This window comes from Acidaminococcus fermentans DSM 20731, assembly GCF_000025305.1.
GTDB classification, from domain to species: domain Bacteria; phylum Bacillota; class Negativicutes; order Acidaminococcales; family Acidaminococcaceae; genus Acidaminococcus; species Acidaminococcus fermentans.
The window spans coordinates 1,624,050-1,644,791 of sequence record NC_013740.1 but is presented as its reverse complement, the minus strand read 5'-3'; the positions used below and the strand labels follow the sequence as shown (position 1 = coordinate 1,644,791).

General features: G+C 58.9%; 20 protein-coding genes. 16 read left to right on the top strand and 4 right to left on the bottom strand.

The features are described from left to right. The first annotated feature begins 4 nt into the window (after positions 1-4). Positions 5-760, top strand: a complete 756-nt coding sequence (locus ACFER_RS07560) for a 5'-methylthioadenosine/S-adenosylhomocysteine nucleosidase family protein (protein WP_012938830.1) — start codon at positions 5-7, stop codon at positions 758-760. Between the two features lie 212 nt (positions 761-972). Here the strand turns inward: ACFER_RS07560 and ACFER_RS07555 are convergent, their stop codons facing one another. Then, positions 973-1,848 (bottom strand): phosphoribosylaminoimidazolesuccinocarboxamide synthase, encoded by an 876-nt coding sequence (locus ACFER_RS07555; protein ID WP_012938829.1) that lies wholly within the window; start codon positions 1,846-1,848, stop codon positions 973-975. Positions 1,849-2,246: 398 nt separating this feature from the next. Between ACFER_RS07555 and ACFER_RS07550 the strand changes: the two genes are divergently transcribed. The 13 genes from ACFER_RS07550 to pta all read left to right on the top strand — a co-directional run bounded on the left by ACFER_RS07550 (position 2,247) and on the right by pta (position 15,518). Next, on the top strand, positions 2,247-2,516 hold the full coding sequence (locus tag ACFER_RS07550) for an ACT domain-containing protein (RefSeq protein WP_012938827.1): 270 nt from the start codon (positions 2,247-2,249) through the stop codon (positions 2,514-2,516). A 12-nt stretch (positions 2,517-2,528) separates the two neighbouring features. Continuing rightward, the gene (locus tag ACFER_RS07545) at positions 2,529-3,890 is read left to right on the top strand and encodes a PFL family protein (RefSeq protein WP_012938826.1); all 1,362 of its coding nucleotides are present in this window, start codon (positions 2,529-2,531) and stop codon (positions 3,888-3,890) included. After that, complete coding sequence (gene nth / locus ACFER_RS07540; RefSeq protein WP_012938825.1) at positions 3,890-4,519, top strand: endonuclease III; 630 nt, start codon at positions 3,890-3,892, stop codon at positions 4,517-4,519. Before ACFER_RS07545 ends, nth begins: the two co-directional genes overlap by 1 nt. 56 nt (positions 4,520-4,575) lie before the next feature. Continuing rightward, positions 4,576-6,102 carry a hypothetical protein gene (locus tag ACFER_RS07535; RefSeq protein ID WP_012938824.1) on the top strand — a complete coding sequence of 509 codons (1,527 nt, stop codon included), beginning with the start codon at positions 4,576-4,578 and terminating at the stop codon, positions 6,100-6,102. A gap of 10 nt (positions 6,103-6,112) precedes the next feature. Then, on the top strand, positions 6,113-6,514 hold the full coding sequence (locus tag ACFER_RS07530; RefSeq protein ID WP_012938823.1) for a hypothetical protein: 402 nt from the start codon (positions 6,113-6,115) through the stop codon (positions 6,512-6,514). A gap of 195 nt (positions 6,515-6,709) precedes the next feature. Further along, positions 6,710-7,891, top strand: coding sequence for an acetyl-CoA C-acetyltransferase (locus ACFER_RS07525; protein WP_012938822.1), 1,182 nt, complete (start codon positions 6,710-6,712; stop codon positions 7,889-7,891). Between the two features lie 81 nt (positions 7,892-7,972). Further along, on the top strand, positions 7,973-9,124 hold the full coding sequence (locus ACFER_RS07520) for an acyl-CoA dehydrogenase (protein WP_012938821.1): 1,152 nt from the start codon (positions 7,973-7,975) through the stop codon (positions 9,122-9,124). A gap of 141 nt (positions 9,125-9,265) precedes the next feature. Next, complete coding sequence (locus tag ACFER_RS07515; RefSeq protein WP_012938820.1) at positions 9,266-10,123, top strand: 3-hydroxybutyryl-CoA dehydrogenase; 858 nt, start codon at positions 9,266-9,268, stop codon at positions 10,121-10,123. A gap of 20 nt (positions 10,124-10,143) precedes the next feature. Beyond that, positions 10,144-10,935 carry an enoyl-CoA hydratase-related protein gene (locus ACFER_RS07510; protein WP_012938819.1) on the top strand — a complete coding sequence of 264 codons (792 nt, stop codon included), beginning with the start codon at positions 10,144-10,146 and terminating at the stop codon, positions 10,933-10,935. 208 nt (positions 10,936-11,143) lie between these two features. Beyond that, a complete protein-coding gene (locus ACFER_RS07505) occupies positions 11,144-12,199 on the top strand; it encodes a glycoside hydrolase family 3 protein (RefSeq protein WP_227898367.1) in 1,056 nt (351 codons plus the stop codon). A 58-nt stretch (positions 12,200-12,257) separates the two neighbouring features. After that, the gene (locus ACFER_RS07500; protein WP_012938817.1) at positions 12,258-13,631 is read left to right on the top strand and encodes an aminopeptidase; all 1,374 of its coding nucleotides are present in this window, start codon (positions 12,258-12,260) and stop codon (positions 13,629-13,631) included. A gap of 175 nt (positions 13,632-13,806) precedes the next feature. Beyond that, positions 13,807-14,310: a cupin domain-containing protein gene (locus tag ACFER_RS07495; RefSeq protein ID WP_012938816.1), complete on the top strand. Its 504-nt coding sequence runs from the start codon at positions 13,807-13,809 to the stop codon at positions 14,308-14,310. A gap of 194 nt (positions 14,311-14,504) precedes the next feature. Continuing rightward, complete coding sequence (gene pta, locus ACFER_RS07490) at positions 14,505-15,518, top strand: phosphate acetyltransferase (protein WP_012938815.1); 1,014 nt, start codon at positions 14,505-14,507, stop codon at positions 15,516-15,518. Positions 15,519-15,561: 43 nt separating this feature from the next. Here pta and ACFER_RS07485 read toward each other — a convergent pair whose 3' ends face one another. From ACFER_RS07485 to speD, 3 genes are all read right to left on the bottom strand, one after another. Beyond that, positions 15,562-16,311 (bottom strand): pentapeptide repeat-containing protein, encoded by a 750-nt coding sequence (locus ACFER_RS07485; protein WP_012938814.1) that lies wholly within the window; start codon positions 16,309-16,311, stop codon positions 15,562-15,564. A 1-nt stretch (position 16,312) separates the two neighbouring features. Next, positions 16,313-17,002: an HAD family hydrolase gene (locus ACFER_RS07480; protein ID WP_012938813.1), complete on the bottom strand. Its 690-nt coding sequence runs from the start codon at positions 17,000-17,002 to the stop codon at positions 16,313-16,315. A 62-nt stretch (positions 17,003-17,064) separates the two neighbouring features. Beyond that, positions 17,065-17,529 carry an S-adenosylmethionine decarboxylase gene (gene speD, locus ACFER_RS07475; protein WP_012938812.1) on the bottom strand — a complete coding sequence of 155 codons (465 nt, stop codon included), beginning with the start codon at positions 17,527-17,529 and terminating at the stop codon, positions 17,065-17,067. 144 nt (positions 17,530-17,673) lie between these two features. Here speD and recD2 point away from each other — a divergent pair, with 144 nt between their 5' ends. Both recD2 and ACFER_RS10880 read left to right on the top strand, forming a co-directional pair. Continuing rightward, entirely contained in the window at positions 17,674-19,839 is a 2,166-nt protein-coding gene (gene recD2 / locus ACFER_RS07470; protein WP_012938811.1) for an SF1B family DNA helicase RecD2, read from the top strand. 206 nt (positions 19,840-20,045) lie between these two features. Next, entirely contained in the window at positions 20,046-20,720 is a 675-nt protein-coding gene (locus tag ACFER_RS10880; protein WP_012938810.1) for a ComF family protein, read from the top strand. Positions 20,721-20,742 lie beyond the last annotated feature (22 nt).

Sequence of the window (20,742 nt, the reverse complement as noted above, 5' to 3'; positions counted from 1 at the left end):
GGGGATGGGGGCACAGAACAAGAAACCGGCTTTTCTCCTGGGGGAAAAGCCGGTTTTGCTGCAGGGAGCCATGGAACTGGAAGTGGCCGTGCTCCGGGAGGCACTGAAGGACTGTCGGAGCTGCCGGTTCGGCGGATTCGCCTTCTGGGAGGGAACCCTGGGCGGCAGGCCGGTGGTGGTGAGCCGGACTGGGATCGGCACCGCAGCCGCGGCGGCGGCCACGGCGGTGGGCTGCGCGGAATTCCACCCCTCCCTGGTGCTGAACCAGGGGACCGCAGGGGGCTATCCGGAAGGGGTGCAGCCCTTCGACCTGGTGCTGGGAGAACGGTGGTACAACAGTAATGCCCTGTTCCAGAGCCGGTATGGAAAGGATTATTTCCTGGACCTGGAGGCCCTGGAAGGGGAAAGCAAGGAAAATGAATTCACCGGGGAAAAACCCTTCTGGCACTGGACGGACCGGGAAGTGTTGGCCTGGCTGGACCGGGAAGGGGTCCGCTGGCAACGGGGCCGGGCCCTGGTGGGGGCAATTGCCTCCGGGGACCGGTGGAACGACTGCCCGGATACCATCCGGGCGTTGGAACAGGGAACCGGTGCCCTGTGCGAAGAGATGGAAACCGCCGGAGCCGGGGAAACCGCAGCCCGGTTCGGGGTGCCCTTCGGGGCCGTCCGGGTGATTTCCAACAACAACCGGACCGGGGAGCCCTTCAATCCGGAAACGGCCAGGGCGCTGCAGGAGTGGATTGTGAGGGTGATGGGGTAGGGGGTGTTGCATGTTATGTGCAACACCCCGGTCGCGGGCCGAGGGTCACGGCCGCGAGCCTGGATGTTTTGGCCGTTTGTTGTTTTTTTCTATAGAGAAGATAATTCGACAGAAATCTGGAAAATCGGATTTTCGGGCTCCGCTAACAAGCCCACGACTCGCGACCCGTGACAAAAAAAGACGCTGCGGAGGCAGCGCCTTTTTTCTATCCCTTACTCCCCGAACTTCTTTCCGGTGAGCATTTCGTAGGCTTCTTTGTATTTGGCGATGGTCTTGTCGATTACGTCCTGGGGCAGCAGGTAGTCGCTGTCCGGGTTGGCTTTCAGCCAGTCACGGACGAACTGCTTGTCGTAGGAAGGCTGGCCCTTGCCGGCTTCGTACCCTTCCAGGGGCCAGAACCGGGAGCTGTCCGGCGTGAGCATTTCGTCACCCAGGACCACTTCGCCTTTTTCGTTCAGGCCGAATTCGAATTTGGTGTCGGCGATGATGATGCCTCTTTCATAGGCATAGTCCGCACATTTCTTGTACAGGGCGATGGTGGCGTCCTTGATGGCTTTGGTGTATTCCGCCCCTTTGCCCGGGAAGATCTTTTCCAGGTAGGTGACGCACTGGTCTTCCGTGATGTTTTCATCATGGTCACCCAGTTCGGCTTTGGTGCTGGGGGTGAAGAGGGGCTCAGGCAACTTCTGGCATTCTTTCAGCCCTTCGGGCATCTTGATGCCGCAGACGGTGCCGTTTTCCTTGTAGGATTCCCAGCCGCTGCCGGTGATGTAGCCCCGGACGATGCATTCCACCGGGATCATGTTCAGTTTCCGGCATTTCATGCTCTTGCCGGCGAATTCCGGAGTCCGGAAGAATTCGGGCATATCCGCAGGATCCACACTGATCATGTGGTTGGGGATGATGTCTTTGGTATAGTCGAACCAGAATTTGGACATCTGGGTCAGGACGGCCCCTTTGTCCGTAATGGTGTTTTTCAGAATGTGGTCGAACGCGGAGATCCGGTCGGAAGCCACCATGATCAGGCTGTCGCCCAGATCGTAGATTTCACGAACTTTCCCAGATTTAACGGGTTTGTATTCCTGCATGATCCATCCTCCTTGAAAATAGACAGTACGGTTTTGTATCCTTATCATATCACAGGAACGGGGTTTAGTCGAATAATTTTCTCGTTATGGGTGTGAATGTTTGTTTCATATGATACGGAAGGGGGACACACGCTCCGCTGCCCGGACCATTCCTGCAAGGCGCGGGTCCTTTCCCCTGGCCGCTGACTGCTGACCGTTGACAAAAAGGGGGGCCATGCGCAGCATGGTGGTGGGGTTTGGCCGGAGCCGCCTGACCCGTGCACCGGAGACGGAAAATGGTGAAATCCTTGTGGATTCTTCCAGTAACATTGAAGCTTACGGGATTTTATCGTATAATAAACTGTAAACTCCTCTGGCAAAATCATTCCGGAGTTCCTGAAACAGAAAGGATGTTATTTATGCGTATCGTTATGACCATCGTAGGTGTGGACAAAGTGGGCATCATTGCCAAAGCCAGCACGCTGCTGGCGGAAAACAACGTGAATATCCTGAACATCAACCAGAACATTGATGACGGATTCTTCAACATGGTTCTGATTGGTGACCTGGACAATGCAGCCGTATCCGTGGAAGCCCTGAAGGAAAAAGCCACGGCCCTGGGCAAGGAACTGGGCGTGGAAATCCGGGTGCAGAGCGAACAGATCTTTACGGCCATGCACCGGATTTAAGGAGGCCCGTACATGTTCTACGAAATCAAAGACGTACTGGAAACCACCCGGATGATCACCCAGAACAACCTGGATGTGCGCACCATCACCATGGGCATCAGCCTGCGGGACTGTGCGGATCCGGATGTGAAGGTGTGCGCGCAGAAAATCTATGACAAGATCACCACCAAGGCCAAAGACCTGGTGAAGGTGGGGGAACAGCTGGAAGCGGAACTGGGGGTGCCCATCATCCACAAACGGATCTCCGTGACTCCCATTTCCCTGGTGGGGGAAGCCTGCAAAACGGACAGCTATGTGCCCCTGGCCAAAGCCATGGATGACGCGGCCAAAGCCGTGGGGGTGAACTTCATCGGCGGCTTCAGCGCCCTGGTGGAAAAAGGCTATACCCATGGGGACCGGACCCTGATCCGCTCCATCCCGGAAGCCCTGTCCACCACGGACATTGTGTGCTCTTCCGTGGCCATCGGTTCCACCAAGGCCGGCATCAACATGGACGCCGTCCGGGAAATGGGCCAGGTGGTGAAGGAAACCGCCCGCCGCACCGCGGACCAGGATGCCCTGGGCTGCGCCAAACTGGTGATCTTCTGCAACCCGGTCCAGGACAATCCCTTCATGGCAGGGGCCTTCCACGGGGTAACGGAACCGGAAACGGTGATCAACGTGGGGGTATCCGGCCCCGGGGTGGTGAAGCACGCCCTGGAAGCGGTCCGGGGGGAAGACATCGGCGTGGTGGCAGAAACCATCAAGAAGACCGCCTTCAAGATCACCCGGGTGGGCCAGCTGGTGGCCCAGGAAGCCGCCAAACGGCTGAATACCCAGTTCGGCATCATCGACCTGTCCCTGGCACCCACCCCGGCGGTGGGGGATTCCGTGGCCCATATCCTGGAAGAGATCGGCCTGGAATCCTGCGGCTGCCCGGGCACCACGGCGGCCCTGGCCATGCTGAACGATGCGGTGAAAAAGGGCGGCCTGATGGCCTCCAGCTATGTGGGCGGCCTGAGCGGCGCCTTCATCCCCGTTTCGGAAGATGCGGGCATGATCGCTGCGGTGGAAAAAGGCTCCCTGACCATCGAGAAACTGGAAGCCATGACCTGCGTGTGCTCTGTGGGCCTGGATATGATCGCCGTCCCCGGGGACACCACGGCTGAAACCATTTCCGCCGTCATCGCCGATGAAGCGGCGGTGGGCATGATCAACAACAAGACCACCGCAGTCCGGCTGATCCCCGTACCGGGCAAGAAGGTGGGGGACAAGGTGGAATTCGGCGGTCTGCTGGGCTATGCGCCCATCAGCGCCGTGAATTCCTTCAAACCCGATGTGTTCATCCATCGGGGCGGACGGATCCCGGCACCGGTACGGAGCCTGACCAACTGATGCGGAAGAAAGAACGGGTGGCGGCCATCCTGACGAAACTGGAGGAGACCTACCGGGGACAGGGCACGGCCCTCCATTACCGGACTCCCTTCGAACTGCTGGTGGCAGTGGTCCTTTCCGCCCAGTGCACCGACGAACGGGTGAACAAGGTGACCGCCCGGCTGTTCCCGGAGTATGATACCCCGGAGAAGCTGGGCAACCTGACCCAGGAACAGATGGAGGAGAAAATCCGGGACTGCGGCCTGTTCCGGTCCAAGGCCCGGAACATCCTGGGCCTGTGCCGGAAACTGGTGGAGGAATTCCATTCGGAAGTGCCCCAGGATATGAAAAGCCTCCTGAGCCTGCCGGGGGTGGGCCGGAAAACCGCCGATGTGATGCTCAGCGTGGCTTTCGGTCAGCCGGCCATCGCGGTGGATACCCATGTGTTCCGGGTGGCCCACCGGCTGGGCCTGTCCCAGGGGGCGGATCCCCTGGCGGTGGAACAGGATCTGATGAAACTGATCCCCCGGGCCCAATGGGGGGAAGCCCATCACTGGTTCATCTGGCATGGCCGGAAACTCTGCAAGGCCCGGAAACCGGAATGCACCGCCTGCCCGGTGGTGGATCTCTGTCCTTCCCGGATCCTGTAAGGGGGGAAAGCCTTTCCGGACCACAGGAAAGATTGGAAAAAGTTAGGGGAGAAGCAATGGCGAATGTCTATGACGCAATAACAGCCTTTTACAACAACGATCCCGGCTGGGATCAGGTCCTTCCCCGGGCGGATGTGGAAGCCTATTTCCGCCATCTGGCCTGGCACGGGGTGCCTGACCCGGAACTGCAGCACCAGTGGGAACATCTGGTGATGCTGTGCATCTACATAGAAAACGCAGAACTGACCCTGGAGGAACTGACAGAGGACGACATTGTGGATCTGGTATCCTGGTGCGGCCGGAATGTGGTGGAATTCAAGGTTTCCTACGATTCCATCCGGGACCTGCTGGATACCCTGGGTTCTTTCTTCGTGTTCCTGAAACAGCAGGGACGGCTCCAGAACGCCCTGGCCCCCTACCTGGCCCGGCAGCAGCTGCTCCGGGACGACGGAGGGGTGGCCATCATCGACGGCTTTGGCAATTACCTGCCGGGAGAAGAGGAACGGGAAGCGGCCGGCGCACCCCCTCCGGAAGGCCGGGTGTTCCTGAACGCGGGAGCCTCCCTCCGGGGGCTGATGGAGGAAATCCACCAGTTCTTCCAGAAAGAGGAATTCGATACGGACTTCCAGCATTCCCTGGTGCTTTACGAACAGGCCCTGGGGATCCTGGAGCTGGAGGAGGAATGCGGGGAGGATTTCTGGCGGGGGTACTGGGATTATTTCCTCTTCGACTACCATCTGCTGGAAGAGGATGTGACCCCCCTGGAGATCTTCCGGCGGACCGGGAGCAGCGCCTATCCCCAGCTGGTGAACGAACTGAGCCAGGGGTTCCTGGCCCTGTTCACCATCGAGGAAGTGCTGGATGAGAACCGGTTCGTGTGCCGGGATTTCCTTACGGGAGAACTCTATTACCTGAGTTTCCCCCTGACCGGCACGGACCCCCTGGAAGACCGGGTGTTCCTGGGCCATGTGTTCTACAACCGGAGCATGGGGATGAACTGGCTCCAGAGCTACACCCTGAAGCCCCTGGCCCGGAAACGGCTGCTGGAGGTGCTGGAAGCCTGCCGGGACTGGTATGATGTCCAGTTCCCCGGGGCGGACTGGGGGGAATTCCTTTCCCGGCAGGCCCTGGTGTGCCGGGAGGTGCTCCGGAAGGTGAGCAAAAATCCCGCCGCCTGCCGGTTCCCCTACGAAACCCGCCACCGGGACTATGTGCCCGGACCCCTGCCGGAAAAAATGACCCCGGTGGAAAAAATGGTCCAGGAAATCGTCCTGGTCAGCGGCCGGGGGGAATACGACATCCGGCTGATCCGCCACATGTGGGCGGATTTCAAGGACCTCTGCCCCCATACCGGGCTCTATGAACCCCAGGTGTGGGCCGCGGCCCTGGTGGAGAATTTCCTGGAAATCAACGACAAACGGGCCGCCCGGCAGAAACCGTTCCTGCTGGAGACCTTCGGAGTCCCTCACCGGGACCTGACCCGGGCCTATATGGAAATCCGGAACCAGCTGAAACTGGAACCGTCGGACCCCCGGTATCTGGATGAAATGGGATTCCTGATGCTGTTTTCAAAATTTGTCTAGGAGTAACACGATGATCTGTAAGCACTGCGGATTGGAATATCCGGATGATCTGGAAGCCTGCCCGGGCTGCGGCACCCTCAACGAAGAGGGGGAAGCCCAGGTGATGAGTGAGGAAGAACGGGACGCCTTTGACGGGGTGACCATCGAAACGGGGACGGATGAGGAAAACCGGGGAGACTGGAAGGTCTACGACCGGGAAGATATCCGGAAGGAGCAGGAGAAAGAGGCCCGGAAGGAAAAATGGGCGGCGGTCTGGGAAATTGTGAAGCTGAACGGCCGGCTGATGCTGGTGGCAGCGCTCCTGATCCTGGGCATCCTGTTCCTGCTGCCCACCCTGCTGGGCTTTGCCCTGGTGGGAGTGGGGGCATTCCTGGTATGGACACTTTTTCGCAATTTTTTCATCAGAGGGTAAACAGCCAATTTTCAGAAAACTAGGGGCTTCCTTTTGCGCTATAATTAGTGTATAATCAAGTCCATAAGTAAAGGCTGATTGCATTTTTGCCTGATCCAATCGGAACGGCAGCGGCTGGAACCCTTACCTCATGCCGCTGCCGCCACGATTGTCATTGAATGCTTCAATTTCAAAACTAGAAGGGATGGTTTGAAAATGCGTGAAGTTGTTATTGTAAGTGCTGTAAGAACGGCAATCGGTAAGTTCGGCGGAAGCCTGACCCCGCTGTCCGCTCCTCAGATGGGCGCCATCGTCATCAAGGAAGCCCTGAACAGAGCCGGTGTGAAACCGGAACTGGTGGATGAAGTGATCATGGGGAACGTGCTCCAGGCCGGCCTGGGCCAGAACCCTGCCCGTCAGGCTGCCATTTTTGCCGGCATGCCGGTGGAAGTCCCTGCCTTCACCGTCAACAAAGTCTGCGGTTCCGGACTGAAATGCGTGGAACTGGCTGCCCAGTCCATCCTGGCCGGAGATAACGACATCGTTGTGGCCGGCGGCATGGAAAGCATGTCCAACGCTCCCTTTACCGTACCGGGGAAAGCCCGCTGGGGCCTGAAGATGGGCGATCAGAAAATGATCGACGTAATGATCCGTGACGGTCTGTGGGATGCTTTCAACGACTACCACATGGGCATCACCTCTGAAAACGTGGCGGAAAAATTCGGCGTAACCCGGGAAGACCAGGACGAAGTGGCTGCCCGTTCCCAGGCAAGAGCCATTGAAGCCATCAAGAGCGGCGCTTTCAAGGAAGAAATCGTCCCTGTTACCATTAAAACCAAAAAAGGCGAAAAAGTCTTCGATACCGATGAATTCCCCAGAGAAGGAACAACCATGGAAGTCCTGGCCAAACTGCGCCCGGCCTTCAAGAAGGGCGGCACCGTTACCGCCGGCAACGCTTCCGGCCTGAACGACGGGGCTGCCGCTCTGGTCCTGATGACCGCTGAAAAAGCCGCAGAACTGGGCCTGAAACCCATGGCCAAGATCGTTTCCTACGCTTCTGCTGGTGTGGATCCCGCCATCATGGGCATCGGACCCATCCCTGCCAGCCGGAAGGCTCTGGCCAAAGCCGGTCTGGAAGTGAAGGATCTGGATCTGGTGGAAGCCAACGAAGCTTTCGCAGCCCAGACCGTAGAAGTGGGCCGGGAACTGCAGCTGGATTGGGACAAGACCAACGTGAACGGCGGTGCCATCGCCCTGGGTCACCCCATCGGTGCTTCCGGTGCCCGTATCCTGGTCACCCTGCTGTATGCGCTGAAACACAGAAATAAGAAACTGGGCCTGGCCACCCTGTGCATCGGCGGCGGCATGGGCACGGCCACTGTTGTGGAAATGCTCTAAGCAATTCAGGGAGCACTGCTTCCTGAAGCGGGGTTCCCTCTCACCATCTAAAAAGATCAAGAGGAAAGAGGTACAAACATTATGGATTTCAATCTGACTGAAGACCAACAGATGATTAAGGACATGGCTGCGGAATTTGCTGAAAAATTCCTGGCACCCACCGTTGAAGAAAGAGACAAAGCCCATATCTGGGACCGCAAACTCATCGACAAGATGGGCGAAGCCGGTTTCTGCGGCATCTGCTTCCCGGAAGAATACGGCGGCATGGGACTGGATGTGCTGAGCTACATCCTGGCTGTGGAAGAACTGTCCAAAGTGGATGATGGTACCGGTATCACCCTGAGCGCCAACGTTTCCCTGTGCGCTACCCCGATCTACATGTTCGGGACCGAAGAACAGAAACAAAAATACCTGGCTCCCATTGCAGAAGGCACCCATGTCGGGGCTTTCGGCCTGACCGAACCTTCCGCCGGGACCGATGCCTCCGCCCAGCAGACCACTGCTGTGCTGAAAGGCGACAAATACATCCTGAACGGCTCCAAGATCTTCATCACCAACGGCAAGGAAGCTGATACCTACGTGGTATTCGCCATGACCGACAAGAGCCAGGGCGTACACGGGATTTCCGCTTTCATCCTGGAAAAAGGCATGCCCGGCTTCCGCTTCGGTAAGATCGAAGACAAAATGGGCGGCCATACCTCCATCACCGCAGAACTGATCTTTGAAGACTGCGAAGTCCCCAAAGAAAACCTGCTGGGCAAGGAAGGCGAAGGCTTCAAGATCGCCATGGAAACCCTGGATGGCGGCCGTATCGGCGTAGCCGCTCAGGCTCTGGGTATTGCGGAAGGCGCTCTGGCTGCTGCCGTGAAATATTCCAAAGAACGGGAACAGTTCGGCCGTTCCATTTCCAAATTCCAGGCTCTGCAGTTCATGATGGCTGACATGGCCACCAAGATCGAAGCTGCCCGGTATCTGGTATACCATGCCGCCATGCTGAAGAACGAAGGGAAACCTTATTCCGAAGCTGCGGCCATGGCTAAATGCTTCGCTTCCGATGTGGCCATGGAAGTGACCACCGATGCAGTACAGATCTTCGGCGGCTACGGATACACCGTTGACTACCCTGCAGAACGCTACATGCGGAATGCCAAGATCACCCAGATCTACGAAGGCACCAACCAGGTTATGCGGATCGTAACCTCCCGTGCCCTGCTGCGTGACAAGAAAAAATAATCCTTTCTCCGGGAAAGGGACACAGAGGGGCTGGTGTATGCCAGCCCTTCCTTTGCACAGAGGGAGAGGGATTCCCTTCCTCTGGAATGCTTTGCAGAAATGCAGATTTTCTCATCATACACGAAAAGGAGATCTTCAACTATGGAACTGAAAAAAGTTATGGTAATCGGCGCCGGCCAGATGGGGAGCGGGATCGCACAGGTCATGGCTGCTCACGGGGTGGAAGTGACCCTGCGGGACATCAAACAGGAATTCGTTGACCGGGGCATTGCCAAGATCGAAAAAAGCCTGGCTCACAGCGTAACCAAGGGCCGCATCACCGAAGACGACAAGAACGCCACCATGGCCCGGATCCACGGTGTGGTGGACCTGACCCCGGAAGCCTGCGATGTGCATCTGGCCATCGAAGCCGCTACGGAAAACATCAAGATCAAACAAAGCATTTTCAAGGAACTGGATGAAAAGATGCCGAAAGATGCCATCATCGCCAGCAACACCTCTTCCGTTTCCATCACCATGCTGGCTGCCGGCACTTCCCGTCCGGACAAATTCATCGGCATGCATTTCTTCAACCCGGCTCCTGTGATGAAGCTGGTGGAAGTGACCAAAGGACTGGGTACCTCTGAAGAAACCTTCGAAAAGGTCTATGAACTGGCCAAAGCCCTGGAAAAGAACCCGGTAAAGGTCAACGATGCTCCCGGCTTTGTGGGCAACCGGATCATGATCCCCATGATCAACGAAGCCATCTTCACCCTCAGCGAAGGGGTTGCCAGCAAGGAAGACATCGATGCCGTTGCCAAACTGGGCTTCAACCATCCCATGGGGCCTCTGGCTCTGTCCGACCTGATCGGGAACGATACGGTGCTGGCCATTATGGAAGTGCTGTACAAGGGCTTCGGCGATCCCAAATACCGTCCGGCTCCTCTGCTGCGGAAAATGGTGGAAGCCGGCTATCTGGGCCGCAAGACCGGCAAAGGTTTCTACGATTACAACAAATAATCTGATGGGTGGTGTGGTCGATGACGTACGAGTACAAGAATCTGCTGGTGGAGATCCAGGATGACGGGGTGACCACCGTTTCGGTGAATCGTCCCAAGTTCCTGAATGCCCTGGATACGCCCACCCTGGAAGAAATGAAGGACTGCTTCGGCAAACTGGCCACGGATCCGGCGGTAAAGGCCGTGATCATCCGCGGGGCCGGGGAGAAAGCTTTTGTGGCAGGAGCCGACCTGAAGGCCATGAGCACCATGACCGCTGTGGAAGGGAGAGATTTCTCCAACCTGGGCCACGAAGTGTTCGATGCCATTGAAAAGCTGCCGGTGGTGGCAGTGGCGGCCGTCAACGGCTATGCCCTGGGCGGGGGCTGCGAACTGGCCCTGGCCTGTGATTTCCGGTTTGCTTCCACCACGGCCAAGTTCGGCCAGCCGGAAGTGAACTACGGGATCATCCCCGGGTTCGGTGGGTCCCAGCGTCTGGCCCGGCTGATCGGCAAGGGCTATGCCAAGGAAATGATCTACACCGGTGCCATGGTGGATGCGGAAGAAGCACACCGGATCGGCCTGGTGAACCGGGTGGTGGAACCGGAACAACTGATCCCCACCTGCGAGGAAGTCTGCCGGAAGATTATGAAGAAGGCACCCATTGCCATTGCCAGCGCCAAGGATGCCATCAACCGGGGCCTGAGCATGGATCTGGAATCCGGGCTTAGCTACGAAGCCCAGGTGTTCGGGACCTGCTTCGCCACGTTGGACCAGAAGGAAGGCATGAAGGCGTTCCTGGAAAAACGGAAACCGGTGTTTATGAATAAGTAAGGGGATTGCTGCTTCTGCAGCAATCTGTCAACGGTCAGCTGTCAACGGTCAGCGGCCGATGGAAAGGACCCGCCTTTGCAGACGGGTCCTTTTTCTTGCAGGGGAAGGTTGGTCAGCCCGCTGGCAGGCGCAACTGGAAAAGGAAAGGAAGAATATGAAAAAACTCTGGTTTTGCATTTTTTGCATCTTTTTGGTGGGATTTGTGGGGATGGTGTTGCGGCCCCGGTTTCCCCGGGAGCACGGGACGGGGAAGCCGACCCAGGGGGATCCCATCCGGGAAAAGATCGCCGCCATGGCCCCGGAGGAAAAAGCCGGCCAGCTGATGCTGGTGGGCATGGAGGGCACGGAACCTTCCGCCGCTTTCCAGAAGGAGCTGCAGGAGAACCACTACGGCGGGGTGATTCTCTTTGACCGGAACATGAAGGATCCAAACCAGGTGAAGGCCCTGAACAGCCGTCTCCAGGACCTGGCCCGGCCGGAACCTCTGCTGATCGGGGTGGATGAGGAAGGGGGACAGGTGGCCCGGATGAAGGACCAGCTGCCCGCCCCTCCTTCCCAGGAAGCCATCGGCCGCACCGGGGACCCGGCACAGGCGGAAGCCTGGGCGGCGAAAACCGGGACCCGGCTGAAAGCCCTGGGCTTCAACCTGAACCTGGCTCCGGTGGCGGATGTGGGCAGCGGCATGGAACGGTCCTACAGCAGCCATCCGGCCACGGCGGCCAAATTTGTGGAAGGGGCCCTGGCTGGGTATCAGAAGGTCCATCTCCTGGCCTGCCTGAAGCATTTTCCCGGGCTGGGGAAGGGAAAAGAGGATACCCACAAGGGCCAGGTGATCGTCTCCGCGGACCGGGAGACCCTGCTCCAGGAAGACGGGCTGCCCTTCCGGCTGGCCCTGGAAAAATACCCTGAGCCCTGGTTTGGGGTCATGGTGACCCATGTGCGGTATCCGGCCCTGGATCCGGACTATCCCGCCTCCCTGTCTCCCAAAATCATGGGGGATCTGCTCAGGGGCCAGTTCCATTTCTCCGGGCTTGTGCTCACCGATGACCTGACCATGGGGGCCATCGCCAGCCAGTATCCCCTGGAAGAAGCGGCGGTCCAGGCGGTACGGGCGGGCGCGGACCTGGTGATGGTCTGCCACGGTCCGGAAACCATCCGTCGGGTCCATGGGGCCCTGGCCAAAGCCATCCGGGAAGGTACCCTGCCCCGGGAACAGGTGGACGCCGCCCTGTACCGGATCCTCCGGACAAAGGAAGCTCTGTAGCCGGGGAAAATATGGTATACTGGTGGGAAAAGCGAGAGAAAACAGGAGGTCTTGAACCATGAAAGAACCATACAGCAGAAAAGAATCCGCCTGGGCGCGGATGGACGAAAAAGAACGGCAGGAAACCCTGGCCTACGGGGAACGGTACAAAGCGTTCCTGGACCGGGCCCGGACCGAACGGCTGGCCGTGAAGGAAATCCTGGCAAAGGCGGAAGCCGCCGGTTTCAAGCCTTTATATGAGGCGGGCCAACTGAAGCCCGGGGACAAGGTGTACTGGAACCAGAAGGGCAAGGCCTGCATCCTGGCGGTGATCGGCCGGGAACCGGTCCATGAGGGACTGAAGATCGTGGGCTCCCACATCGATTCTCCCCGGCTGGACCTGAAGGGGAACCCGGTCCATGAACAGGACGGGGTGGTGTATTTCCGCACCCATTACTACGGGGGCATCAAGAAGTACCAGTGGCCCTGTCTGCCCCTGGCCCTGGTGGGGATCATCCACACCAAAGACGGCCGGACCCTTGAGGTGAACATCGGCATGGACGAAAAGGATCCGGTGTTCTACATTACGGATCTGTTGATCCACATGGCCCAGGACCAGATGAAGAAGACCCTGGCGGAAGGGGTCACCGGGGAACAGCTCCAGGCGGTGATCGGCACCCATACGGACAGGGACCAGAAGGCGAAGGATGCCCTGATGGCGCTCCTGAAGGACAGCTACGGGGTAGAGGAGGAAGACTTCACCACGGCGGAACTGGAACTGGTGCCGGCCCTGAAGAGCCGGGATGTGGGCTTTGACCGGTCCCTGATCGCCGGCTACGGCCAGGACGACCGGGTGTGCTCCTATGCCAACCTGGAAGCCATCCTGGAGGCGGTGCCGGGAGAAAAGACCCAGGCGGCCCTTTTCGCGGACAAGGAGGAAATCGGGTCCTACGGGAACACCGGCATGCAGTCTTCCTATTTCGCCAAATTCGTCATGAAGCTGCTGGCTCTCCAGGACCGGGGCAGCCTGCTGGATTTCTATGAAACCATGGAAAACAGCGAGATGCTCTCCGGGGATGTGAACAGCTGCCTGGACCCCATGTTCCCGGAAGTGACGGAAAAGGACAACGCGGCCCTTTTGGGCTACGGGGTGGCCCTGACCAAGTACACCGGTGCCCGGGGCAAGGCAGGGAGCAACGATGCCAACAGTGAGTTCATCCAGAAGATCCGGACCATCTTCAACGAAGCCGGGGTGGCCTGGCAGATCGGGGAACTGGGGAAGGTGGACCAGGGAGGCGGCGGCACCATCGCCTTCATGCTGGCGGACTGGGGCTGCGAAGTGGTGGACTGCGGCACCGCCATGCTGAGCATGCATTCTCCCTATGACCTGCTGAGCAAAGCCGATGCCTACGAGACGTACCGGGCGTACAAGGCGTTCTTTGAGAGCAAGTGAGTGGGTTAGCAGCCGCAAGGCTGCGTCTCTTTCCATCGGCCACTGACTGTTGACAGCTGACCGTTGACAAGGGCTGTTGCTCATGCAACAGCCCTCTTTCTTTGTCTTGTCAACCAAAAGCCAAAGTGCTACAATAAAAATGCAATCATTTTGAATTTTCAGAGGAGGGGTTTTCATGAAACTGAAAAAACTGGCTGTGCTGCTGACGCTGGGGGCCACCCTGCTGACCGGGACTGCTTTTGCCGCCGGGTCGCCGGCATCTCCTTTCAAACCCGATGAACAGGTTTATCCCAAAGGAGAACTGTTCACCTTTGATAAACAGGATGTAGCCAAAGGCAAGGGGACTGCTTACGGCAAATTCGCCTTTGCCCGCGACAAGGCTGCTCCGGATTCCGCCATCAAGGAAATCTGCTATCTGACACTGAAGAAGGGCGCTTCCATCGGCTGCCACAAACATGGTTTCAATGAAGACGCCTACATCATCATCTCCGGGGAAGGGATCTTCACCGACGGCACCGGCAAGGAAACCGTAGTGAAGGCAGGGGATGTGACCATCGCCCGTCCCGGCCAGTCCCACGGGCTGCGGAACGTGAAGAAAACCCCGCTGGTGTTCCTGGATGTGATCGCCCAGAACGACACCTATCTGAAGAACCATCCGGAAGCTGCACCGAAGAAATGAGAAGCAATTGACAATGGACAATTGCTGAAGGAAAGGACCTGGATTTGCCATCCAGGTCCTTTTTATCAGAATATTACTTGTTTTGCATTGGGGAAAGTTCTGATTTGGCATTGCGGGAAAAAGTGATATAATAGAAGCTGTGAAAAGGGGCGCCGTGCGCCAGCCTTTTAATATTTGGGTAGGAGTGATATGGAATGGCATTTATGGACGAACTGAAGGCTCGTGTAAAACCTGCACAAAAGGTGATTGTGCTGCCGGAAAACGACAGTGACAGAGCTCTGAAGGCTGCTGCTATCGTTACGAAGGAAGGGTTTGCTAAAATCGTGCTGGTAGGGGATCCCGCCAAACTGCAGAAAGATGCAGAACGTCTGGGCATCAGCTTTGACGGCGTAAAGATCGTCAACCCTGCAACCTATGAAAAAATGGACGAACTGTGTGCTTACTTCGCAGAACGGAGAAAGAAAAAGGGCATGACCGTGGAAAAAGCACGGGAAATCATGCTGAACGATACCACCTTCTTTGGCGCCGGCCTGCTGGCCATGGGCGATGCTGACGGCGTTGTTTCCGGTTCCACCCGGACTTCCGCTGACACCATCAAAGCCGGTCTGCAGGTTGTTGGGGTGAAACCCGGCAACAAGACCGTATGCAGCGGTTTCATCGTGCTGAGCGACAAAGAAAACCTGGGCGACCACGGCAAACTGGTCTTCGGGGACTGCGGCGTCATCATCGAACCGACGGCTGAACAGCTGGCTGACATTGCTGTAAGCTGCGCTGAACGGGCCAAGACCACCCTGGAAATCGCAGAACCGAAAGTGGCTATGCTGTGCTACTCCACCAAAGGCTCCGGCTCCGGTGAAGAAGTGGATAAGGTCAAGGAAGCAGTTGAAATCCTGAAATCCCGGAACGTGGACTTCGCTTTCGACGGCGAACTGCAGGCCGATGCTGCCCTGGTTCCCGAAGTGGGCGAACGGAAGGCTCCCGGTTCCAAAGTGGCTGGCCATGCCAACGTGCTGATTTTCCCGAACCTGTGCGCTGCCAACATTGGCTACAAACTGGTTGAACGGTTCAGCGGCGCCACCTGCCTTGGGCCTCTGGTACAGGGCCTGGCCAAACCGGTTCTGGACCTGAGCCGCGGCTGCTCCACCCAGGACGTGGTGGACGTAGTGGCTGTCTGCGCCAGCGACGCCATTGCTGCGGAAGGAAAGTAAGATTTGAAAAGAAAGAGCTGTTGCGCAGGCAACAGCTCTTTTTTCATTTCCTGTACGCCAGCGCCAGATCGGCGTTGGTGAACTGGGTCCCTTCCAGGTTGGCGTGGCTCAGGTCCGCGTCGTCCAGGTTGGCGTTGGTGAGGACGGCCCGGGACAGGTTGCTGTCTTCCAGGGTGGAACTCATGAGATTGGCGTTCTTGAAATTGGCTTCCGGCAGGCTGGCCTTCCGCAGCCGGGCGTTGTACAGGTTGGCGGAGGTGAAATTGGCCCCCCGGAGCTGGGTACTGAAGAACCAGCTCCGGGCCAGGTTGGCGGAAAAGAAATTGGCCATGGCCCCGTTGGCGTAGTCGAAATTGCTTTCCCGCAGGTCCGCGGTGTACAGGTTGGCAAAGGTCAGCAGGGCATGGGAGAAGCTGGTCCGGTAGGCAGTGACCCCCACCAGGGAGCTCCGGTTCAGCACCGTGTGGGACAGGTTGGCGTTGGAAAGGTCCGCCCCTTCCAGATTGACCCCGGCCATGTAGGCGTTCCGGAAATTGGCCTTCTGGAGATTGGCCTCCTTCAGGCTGGCGTTTTCCAGGATGGCGTTGGTCAGGTTGGCGTAGCTCAGATCCGCCCCCTGGAGATCGGCCCCGGTCAGGTCCTCATCCCGCAGGTAGGCCCCCCGCAGATCTCCCCCGGGGCAGGAACGGGTGGCCAGCAGCCGGTCCACATCGCTTTGCCGGTAGGCGGCCGCCGGCAGGGCGGCAGAAAGGACCAGCAGGGCCGTAAGCAGCAGTTTTTTTCCAGACAGCATGTCAGTCCTCCTCCAGGATGGCGTTCAGATCCCGGGGATCTTCCGGCAGTTCCGGGATGATCTTCCAGGGATGGTACGCTTCCAGACGGTCCGGGGCATAGGCGGAACCCTTCAGCACGATCAGGCTCCGGACCCCGATGGCCTGGGCGCAGGTAATGTCGTGGGGGGTATCCCCGATGACCACCAGCTGGTCCCGGGTCACGCCGGGATCCGTTTTCCGCACCCTGTCCCACAGGGCCTGGGAAAGATCGTCCCGGAGCTCGCTGATTTCCCCGAAGGCGCTGCGGCTGTAGTCGAATTCCTCTTCGATGCCGAAATAGGCCAGCTTGGCATGGGCGGCCACTTCGCAGTTGCCGGTGAGCAGCAGGGAGGTGGTATCCGGATCCTGCCGGATCCACTCCAGGGTCTCCTTTACATGGGGCAGGAGATGGCCCTGTTTTTCCACCAGGGAAGCAGGCAGCTTTTTTCCGTAGGCCTGGAGCATCCGGGTCACTTCTTCCGGGGTGCAGCGGCCCTGGATCCCCTCGATGGCCTTCCGGGCGATGTAGGTGTCCGTCCGTCCGGCCATGCCGTAGGTGAATTCAAAATTGTCCAGACCGTACAGGTCGATGATGGTGGATTTCATGGCGGCCACCCCGGCATAATTGGTGAGCAGCAGGGTACCGTCAATATCCCAGCAGATGTATTTCATGGTTGTTCTTCCTTTGATTGTCAAAAACAAGAGGCGCCAACGAGAGCCTCTTGTTTTCCGTCCTATTCTTTGGTGTTTTTCCAGGTCATGAATTTCTTCAGTTTGGCCCCGGCGTTCTTGGCCCGCCGCATGGTCTTCACCATCTTTTTCCGCTGGGGTTTCATGTCCTTGATGGAACCGTAATCCCCCCGCTTCAGGGTGGTGAGCTTGGACTGATCCGGACCGAATTCCTGCCGGAGGAAAACCGCCACCTGTTCCGGGTTGGCTCCGCTTTCCAGGGTGAAGATATCCGCTTCCACATATCCGTAGGTGGGGAATACATGGAGGAAGAGATGGCCGTTGGTGCACAGCATGACAAAGCAGAAGTCGTCCCCTTCATCATTTTCCGTGGCATACAGCGCGAGTTCCTTCAGACTGAACCGGTCAGCGGCTTCTTCCAGGATGTCCCGGATCTTTTCCTTGTCAAATACGACGTCTTCGGCACAGCGGTACATATCCAGTGCTGCCTGTGTCCCTTTTCCAATCACGTGGCGTTCACTTCCTTTATTTTTCTTCAGTTTCGTTCACATTTCAGCCTTCTTATTATACCGTAATTCGCCGTGGACTGTCAAAAAAAACCGAAAACTATGGTATAATGATGGAAACATACGTTCAGAAGGAGCAGAAGGGGTATGGCCGAATCCGTTACCATCGAAATCACTGTCAAAAACATCGTCTTCCAGGCAGACACAGGCACCTTCAGTGTCTTTCGGGGCGAGAACCCGGAAGTGGGGACCATTTCCATCGTCTACCGGGGGCAGGCGCCTTATGCGGGAGAGCAGATCCGGCTGGCCGGGATCTGGGGGGACCATCCCCGGTTCGGCCGGCAGTTCCAGGCCCAGAGCTGGGAAGCCGTCCAGCCCAGGGGGGCGGAAGGCCTGGTGCGGATGCTGGGCAGCGGAGTGCTCAAGGGAGTGGGCCCGGCCATGGCCCAGCGGATCGTGGACCAGTTCGGGGAGGACACCCTGGAGGTGCTGGAAAAATTCCCGGAACGGCTCCGGGAGGTCAGCGGCATCGGCAAGAAAAAGGCGGAAGCCATCATCACCTCCTACGGGGAACTCCGGGAAAACCGGGAGCTGGTGTTTTTCCTGGAAAGCCACGGGATCAGCGGGAATTTTGCCCCCCGGATCCAGGCCCTCTACGGCAGCACGGCGGTGACCCGGATCAGCAACAATCCCTACTGCCTGGCGGAAGATGTGGAAGGCATCGGGTTCCGGACGGCGGACGCCCTGGCCCGGAACCTGGGGATGGATGAGCACGGGGACGAACGGATCCGGGCGGGGATCCACTATACCCTGCTCCAGGGGGCCGGCCAGGGGCATACCTGCGTGCCGGATTCCTGGCTGGTGGGCAATGCGGCCAGGGTGCTCCAGGTGGACCCTCTGGAAGTGCGCCAGGTGTTCGACCAGCTGCTCCGGGACAACCTGCTCCGGGCGGAGGACCGGGGGGACCATGTGTGCGTGTACCCGGAATACCTGTACCGGGCGGAAGAGGGGGTGGCCCACCGGCTGCTGGCCCTCCGGGACAATGTGAACGCCCTGTGGAAGGTGGATTACCAGAAGATCATCCGGGAATGGGAACGGGATGAACGGATCCGACTGGCACCGGAACAGGCGGAAGCGGTGAAGGCTTCCGTGGATCACGGGGTGTTCGTCCTTACCGGGGGCCCGGGTACCGGGAAAACCACCGTGGTGAAGGGGATCCTGTCGGTGATGGAACAGGCCGGCTGCAAGATCCTGCTGGCGGCTCCCACGGGACGGGCGGCCAAGCGGCTGTCGGAAAGCGCCGGGAAGCCGGCCCTCACCGTGCACCGGCTGCTGGAATACACTCCCAACGGGGAGGGGGATTCCTTCTGGGGACGGAATGAGGACAATCCCCTGGAAGCCGATGCGGTGATCGTGGACGAAGCCTCCATGATGGACATCGTGCTCATGTACAACCTGCTGAAGGCCCTGCCCCTGGGCTGCCGGCTGATCCTGGTGGGGGACGTGGACCAGCTGCCCAGCGTGGGCCCCGGCTCCGTGCTCCAGGACATAATCCGCAGCGGCACCATGCCCATTGTCCGTCTGGAAAACGTGTTCCGGCAGGCGGAGCTGAGCCCCATTGTCCGGAATGCCCACCGGATCAACCAGGGACTGATGCCCCAGTGGGAAGGGGAAAAGGATTTCCGTTTCCGGGAATTCGCCACGGAAGAGGAGACCATGCACTACATTGTGGATCTCTACGTCCATCTGGCCGCCCGGCAGCCCCAGGACGCCATCCAGGTGCTGACCCCCATGCACAAGAACCTGTGCGGGGTGGAGAACCTGAACAACATGCTCCAGGCCCGGATGAACCCCCCGTCCCCGGAGAAACAGGAGTACCGGGGCAGTTTCCTGCTGCTCCGGGAAGGGGACAAGGTGATGCAGATCCGGAACAATTACGACAAGAACGTGTTCAACGGGGACATCGGACGGATCTGCAGCATCCAGGGGGCCCATGTGACCGTGGATTTCCCGGATCGGGCGGAAGGGGAAGCGGTGACCTATGAGGGAGCGGAAGTCTCTGATCTGCGGCTGGCCTACGCCATGAGCGTCCACAAAAGCCAGGGCAGCGAATATGCGGTGGTGCTGATGCCCCTGGTACTGAGCCACTACATCCTGCTCCAGCGGAACCTGTTCTACACCGCCATCACCCGGGCCAAGAAGCAGGTGTACCTGGCCGGCAGCCGGCGGGCCCTGCGCACCGCCGTGGAAAACGACCGGACCCGGAAGCGCTACAGCCTCCTGGCAGAGCGGCTGAAGCGGTATGGGGAGTGAAGGGGGAAGAGCCTCCGGCCAAATCCCACCACCATTGCGCAAGCGCAACGGTCCCCCGCCCCTTTCAGGGGACGGACAGCTCTTCGGGCCAATAGCGAAGCGTGTGTCCCCCTGAAAGGGAGAAAGGACCCGTGCCTGCACGGGTAGGGGGTTCCACAGCGACTCACAATGAACGACTCACGATGAACGACTCACGGAGGTGCTCCATGTTTTCTTCTTTTGTCCGCCTGCTCCAGTCCCTGTTCTATCCCCATGGCTGCCCGGGATGCGGGGAGGAGGTCCGGGAGCCGGGGGTGCTCTGCGGCCGGTGCCGGGAAAAGATCTGGCATCCCCGTTCCTTCCATCCGGAGAGTCTGGGCTGTCCCCATGTGGATGGGCTGTTCTTCCTGCTGGATTATGCCGGGGCCATCCAAAAGGCCCTGTGGATGGCCAAGTTCCGGGGACGGGAAGACCTGCTGCCCCGGCTGGGGGAGGAATGGCTCCAGGGCCTCCGCCGGGAACATAAGTTTGCCTGGGAATTCCCGCCGGGGGTGGGCCTTTCCGTCACCGGCATCCCCACGGACCCGGACCGGCGGAAGCAGCGGGGGTACGATCTGCCGGAAGAAATCTTCCGTCCCTGGTGCCGGGAGGCTGGGTACCGGTGGGAATCCCTGCTGGTCCGGAACCGGCCCACCCGGTCCCAGTACGGGCTCACCCCGGAAGAGCGGAAAAAGAACCTGAAAGGCTGCTTCACCCTGGTCCGGCAGGAAGATCTGCCGGATATCGTGCTGCTCTGCGACGACATCTGCACCACGGGCAGTACGATGGAAGAAGGGGCCAAAACCCTGAAACAGGGCGGGGTGGCCCGGGTGTACGGCCTGGCCCTGGCCAGCGGGAACTGACAGGGGCGGCACAACCGGCGGC

Bases quoted from the DNA above. Each gene is read 5' to 3' on its own strand.
- ACFER_RS07560 (WP_012938830.1), top strand. From the start codon at position 5: ATGGGGGCACAGAACAAGAAACCGGCTTTTCTCCTGGGGGAAAAGCCG.
- ACFER_RS07555 (WP_012938829.1), bottom strand. From the start codon at position 1,848: ATGCAGGAATACAAACCCGTTAAATCTGGGAAAGTTCGTGAAATCTAC.
- ACFER_RS07550 (WP_012938827.1), top strand. From the start codon at position 2,247: ATGCGTATCGTTATGACCATCGTAGGTGTGGACAAAGTGGGCATCATT.
- ACFER_RS07545 (WP_012938826.1), top strand. From the start codon at position 2,529: ATGTTCTACGAAATCAAAGACGTACTGGAAACCACCCGGATGATCACC.
- nth (WP_012938825.1), top strand. From the start codon at position 3,890: ATGCGGAAGAAAGAACGGGTGGCGGCCATCCTGACGAAACTGGAGGAG.
- ACFER_RS07535 (WP_012938824.1), top strand. From the start codon at position 4,576: ATGGCGAATGTCTATGACGCAATAACAGCCTTTTACAACAACGATCCC.
- ACFER_RS07530 (WP_012938823.1), top strand. From the start codon at position 6,113: ATGATCTGTAAGCACTGCGGATTGGAATATCCGGATGATCTGGAAGCC.
- ACFER_RS07525 (WP_012938822.1), top strand. From the start codon at position 6,710: ATGCGTGAAGTTGTTATTGTAAGTGCTGTAAGAACGGCAATCGGTAAG.
- ACFER_RS07520 (WP_012938821.1), top strand. From the start codon at position 7,973: ATGGATTTCAATCTGACTGAAGACCAACAGATGATTAAGGACATGGCT.
- ACFER_RS07515 (WP_012938820.1), top strand. From the start codon at position 9,266: ATGGAACTGAAAAAAGTTATGGTAATCGGCGCCGGCCAGATGGGGAGC.
- ACFER_RS07510 (WP_012938819.1), top strand. From the start codon at position 10,144: ATGACGTACGAGTACAAGAATCTGCTGGTGGAGATCCAGGATGACGGG.
- ACFER_RS07505 (WP_227898367.1), top strand. From the start codon at position 11,144: ATGGTGTTGCGGCCCCGGTTTCCCCGGGAGCACGGGACGGGGAAGCCG.
- ACFER_RS07500 (WP_012938817.1), top strand. From the start codon at position 12,258: ATGAAAGAACCATACAGCAGAAAAGAATCCGCCTGGGCGCGGATGGAC.
- ACFER_RS07495 (WP_012938816.1), top strand. From the start codon at position 13,807: ATGAAACTGAAAAAACTGGCTGTGCTGCTGACGCTGGGGGCCACCCTG.
- pta (WP_012938815.1), top strand. From the start codon at position 14,505: ATGGCATTTATGGACGAACTGAAGGCTCGTGTAAAACCTGCACAAAAG.
- ACFER_RS07485 (WP_012938814.1), bottom strand. From the start codon at position 16,311: ATGCTGTCTGGAAAAAAACTGCTGCTTACGGCCCTGCTGGTCCTTTCT.
- ACFER_RS07480 (WP_012938813.1), bottom strand. From the start codon at position 17,002: ATGAAATACATCTGCTGGGATATTGACGGTACCCTGCTGCTCACCAAT.
- recD2 (WP_012938811.1), top strand. From the start codon at position 17,674: ATGGCCGAATCCGTTACCATCGAAATCACTGTCAAAAACATCGTCTTC.
- ACFER_RS10880 (WP_012938810.1), top strand. From the start codon at position 20,046: ATGTTTTCTTCTTTTGTCCGCCTGCTCCAGTCCCTGTTCTATCCCCAT.